At 62.3% G+C, this 3,335-nt stretch carries 4 protein-coding genes; 3 read left to right on the forward strand and 1 reads right to left on the reverse strand.

All coding sequences use genetic code 11. The features are described 5' to 3' along the window. A partial coding sequence (locus VJX68_RS01635; RefSeq protein WP_324093895.1) for an RNA polymerase sigma factor occupies positions 1 to 546 on the reverse strand: 546 nt, incomplete at its 3' end. Between the two features lie 34 nt (positions 547 to 580). Here VJX68_RS01635 and VJX68_RS01640 point away from each other — a divergent pair. The 3 genes from VJX68_RS01640 to VJX68_RS01650 form a co-directional block, all read left to right on the forward strand. Next, complete coding sequence (locus VJX68_RS01640; protein ID WP_324093896.1) at positions 581 to 1,435, forward strand: oxidoreductase; 855 nt, start codon at positions 581 to 583, stop codon at positions 1,433 to 1,435. A gap of 10 nt (positions 1,436 to 1,445) precedes the next feature. Next, positions 1,446 to 2,033: an SOUL family heme-binding protein gene (locus VJX68_RS01645; protein WP_324093897.1), complete on the forward strand. Its 588-nt coding sequence runs from the start codon at positions 1,446 to 1,448 to the stop codon at positions 2,031 to 2,033. An 18-nt stretch (positions 2,034 to 2,051) separates the two neighbouring features. Then, positions 2,052 to 3,335: SDR family oxidoreductase (locus tag VJX68_RS01650; protein ID WP_324093898.1), on the forward strand; the 1,284-nt coding region annotated here is incomplete at its 3' end.

The raw sequence follows: 3,335 nt of genomic DNA on the forward strand, positions 1-3,335 counted from the left end.
CTGGGTCATCGAGGAAAAGAACGCGAGTTCGATCACCTGGCGCTGGTCCTTCGAGAGCTCCTCAATCGCCTCGCGTACCAGCTTGCTCGTCTCCACCGACGCCACCGCATCGAAAGAACTCTGGCCGTCGAATTGCTCAAAAATTTCAGACTCGCGCTGCACGTCGTCCTGGAGCCGATTGCGGCGCTGTGTCGAGCGCAGGCGATCGATGGCCTTGTTGCGAGTGAGCGTCACCGCCCAGGTCAGCGGTTTGCCGAGGGCCGGATTATAAAGGGGCGCCTTTTCCCAGATCTGGATGAAGACATCCTGCAGCACGTCCTCGGCGGCTACCTGATTGTTCAGCACGCGATAAGCCGTGGAAAACAAGACGCCCGAAAACCGATCGTAAAGCTCCTCGAAACTCCCGCGGTCGCCCTGACCGATCCGTTTCAAAAGCTCGATCTCGGCTTCGCGTTCTTTTGCGTGATCAGGTTCCATACTGTGTTCAAAAGAATAATCGCGACAGGTCCGCGATGCGAAGCGGTTTCTCGGCGTCCGAAGCGCCAAGCAAAACGAACTCCTCCGGTAATTCCGTGACTCGATGAACGAACAACCACAACCGCCGGTCTGGCTCATCACCGGCTGCTCCGGCGGCTTGGGACGCGCCCTTGCGACGCACGTGCTCGCGCGAGGGCACCGGCTCGTCGCAACGTCGCGGAAGCCGACACAACTCGACGACCTTGTCGCCCGGCATCCGGAGACGTGTCGCGCACTCGCGCTCGACGTCACCGAGCCCTCGCAGGTGAAAGCCGCGATCGCGCAGGCGGTGGCGGCATTCGGCCGGATCGATGTGGTCGTGAACAACGCGGGCTACGGCCTGGTAGGCGCCCTCGAGGAACTCAGCGACGAACAAATCGCGCGCAATCTCGACGCCAATTTTTTCGGCGCGCTGGAGGTCATCCGCGCGGCGCTGCCGATCCTGCGCGCGCAGCACAGCGGCCACATCGTGAACATTTCCGCCGCCGCCGTGATCTCAAATTACGCCGGCTTTTCCATCTACGGTGCAGCGAAATGGGCGCTCGAAGGCGTGTCGGAATCGCTCTCCGCCGAACTAAAACCGCTTGGCATCAAAGTTATCATCGTGCAGCCGGGACCGTTTCGCACCGAGTTCAGCGGGCGTTCGCTCGAACGCGCGGGAAACCACATCGCCGATTACGACCGATCGAGCGGCAAGTTCCTTCGCTTTCTCGAAACCATGAACGGCAGGCAACCAGGCGATCCGGACAAGGCGGCGGACGCCATCATCGGCGCCGTCGAATCCAACGCGCCGCCGCTGCGCCTGGTCCTGGGAAAGTACGCGAACGACAAGGTGCGGAAAAAACTCGCCTCGGCTGCAAGCGAACTCGCCGCGTGGGAACACCTCGGCCTCGCTACGGATTTCACACCCAACCTATGAACGCTACAAAATGCCGCTTATCCTCGCCATAGTGATGCCCATCGCGCTCGGGATTTTTTGGCTCGTGACCACTTCCCGCGCGGCGACCGAAACTCCGAGTTATAAAGTCGTCCGCACTGACGCGCCATTTGAAATCCGCGACTACCCGGCATTCACCCTGGCCACGATACCGATGGACGATGGTGAAATGAACCGCAGCTTCGGGCAGTTGTTCCGGTTTATCACCGGCAGTAATGCGGAAGCGGAAAAGATCGCGATGACGTCGCCGGTCTTGATCGACGCCGCTAAAGACAAAAAGACGATGAGCTTCATCATGCCGAAGAAAGCCGTGGAGAAAGGTGTGCCGAAGCCAGCTGGAGACAGCGTCAGTCTGGGCAAGGTCGATGCGGCGAGATGCGCGGTGATGCGCTTCGGCGGCGGGCGCACGGCGCAGAACGAAAAGACGGCCATCGAGAAACTCAAGGCATGGCTGCGCGTGCAGAAGATTGCGGAAAAAGGCGACCCCGTCTTCGCCTATTACGACCCGCCGTGGACACCCGTCTTCCTGCGCCGCAATGAGGTGATGATCCGCGTGGAGATGACTCCCAACCATCGGTGATGGCCTCCATCCCGTGCCATGAATTTTTCGAACGCCCAATCCAACGACCGACCCGCGCTGGTGACCGGTGTCACCGGATACATCGGCGGGCGGCTTGTCCCGAGACTGCTCGAGTCTGGTGTCCGCGTGCGATGCCTGGCACGCGACGCCTCGCGATTGCAGGGAAGACCGTGGCGGGGCGACGTAGAGCTGGTTGTAGGCGATGTGCTTCGCCCGGAGTCGCTGGTGGATGCCATGCGCGGGGTCGCCGTCGCCTATTATCTCGTGCACAGCCTCGGAGCGGGTTCTGATTTTCCCGAGCGCGACGTGATGGTGGCCCGCAATTTTGGCGCGGCGGCGAAAAGCGCCGGAGTCGAGCGCATCATCTATCTAGGCGGCCTGGGCGATCCCGGGACGGCGCTTTCGGCGCATCTTAGTTCCCGGCATGCGACGGGCGATGCCCTGCGGAAAAGCGGCGTGCCCGTCACCGAGTTTCGCGCTGGAGTCATCGTGGGTTCGGGGAGTTTGTCCTTCGAAATGATCCGCTACCTCACTGAGCGGGTGCCCGTGATGATTTGCCCGCGCTGGGTGTACACCCGCATACAACCCATCGCCATCCGCACCGTGCTGGACTATCTCATCGAGGCGCTCCGCGTTCCAGACAGCGCGGGGCGGACGATCGAGATCGGCGGCGCCGACGTGATCACTTATGGCGAAATGCTCATCTTCTACGCCGAAGTCCGCGGGCTTCGGCGCTGGCTCGTGCCGGTGCCAGTCCTCACGCCGAATCTCTCCTCGTATTGGGTTCACTTCGTGACGCCGATTCCCGCGGCCATTGCCAGGCCGCTCATCGCCGGCCTGCGCAACGAGATTATCGTGCGCGACGATGTCGCGCGGCGTCTTTTCCCTGCGATCCAGCCGCTGGACTATCGGACCGCCGTGAAACTCGCGCTGGAAAAACTCCGAGCCGACAAGGTCGAGACCGCCTGGAGCGACGCGCTGTCCACGAGTCAGGCAGACGCAACCCCGGTCAAGCTGACAACGCACGAAGGCATGATCATCGAGCACCGGCAGATCGCCGTTGATGCGCCGGCTGAGGCGATTTTCCGGGCCTTCACCGGGCTCGGTGGAACGCGCGGCTGGCTCTACATGAATTGGGCTTGGCGCATCCGCGGTGCCATGGACCGCCTGTGCGGTGGAGTAGGCCTGCGCCGCGGACGGCGCGACGCCGACTCGGTGCGCGTGGGAGAAGCGCTCGACTTCTGGCGGGTCGAAGCCGTGGAGCCAGGTCACCTGATGCGGCTGCGCGCGGAGATGAAAGTG

This window comes from Binatus sp. (SeqCode), from assembly GCF_035272065.1.
Classification (GTDB): Bacteria; Desulfobacterota; Binatia; order Binatales; family Binataceae; genus Binatus.

Bases quoted from the DNA above. Each gene is read 5' to 3' on its own strand.
- VJX68_RS01640 (WP_324093896.1), top strand. From the start codon at position 581: ATGAACGAACAACCACAACCGCCGGTCTGGCTCATCACCGGCTGCTCC.
- VJX68_RS01645 (WP_324093897.1), top strand. From the start codon at position 1,446: ATGCCGCTTATCCTCGCCATAGTGATGCCCATCGCGCTCGGGATTTTT.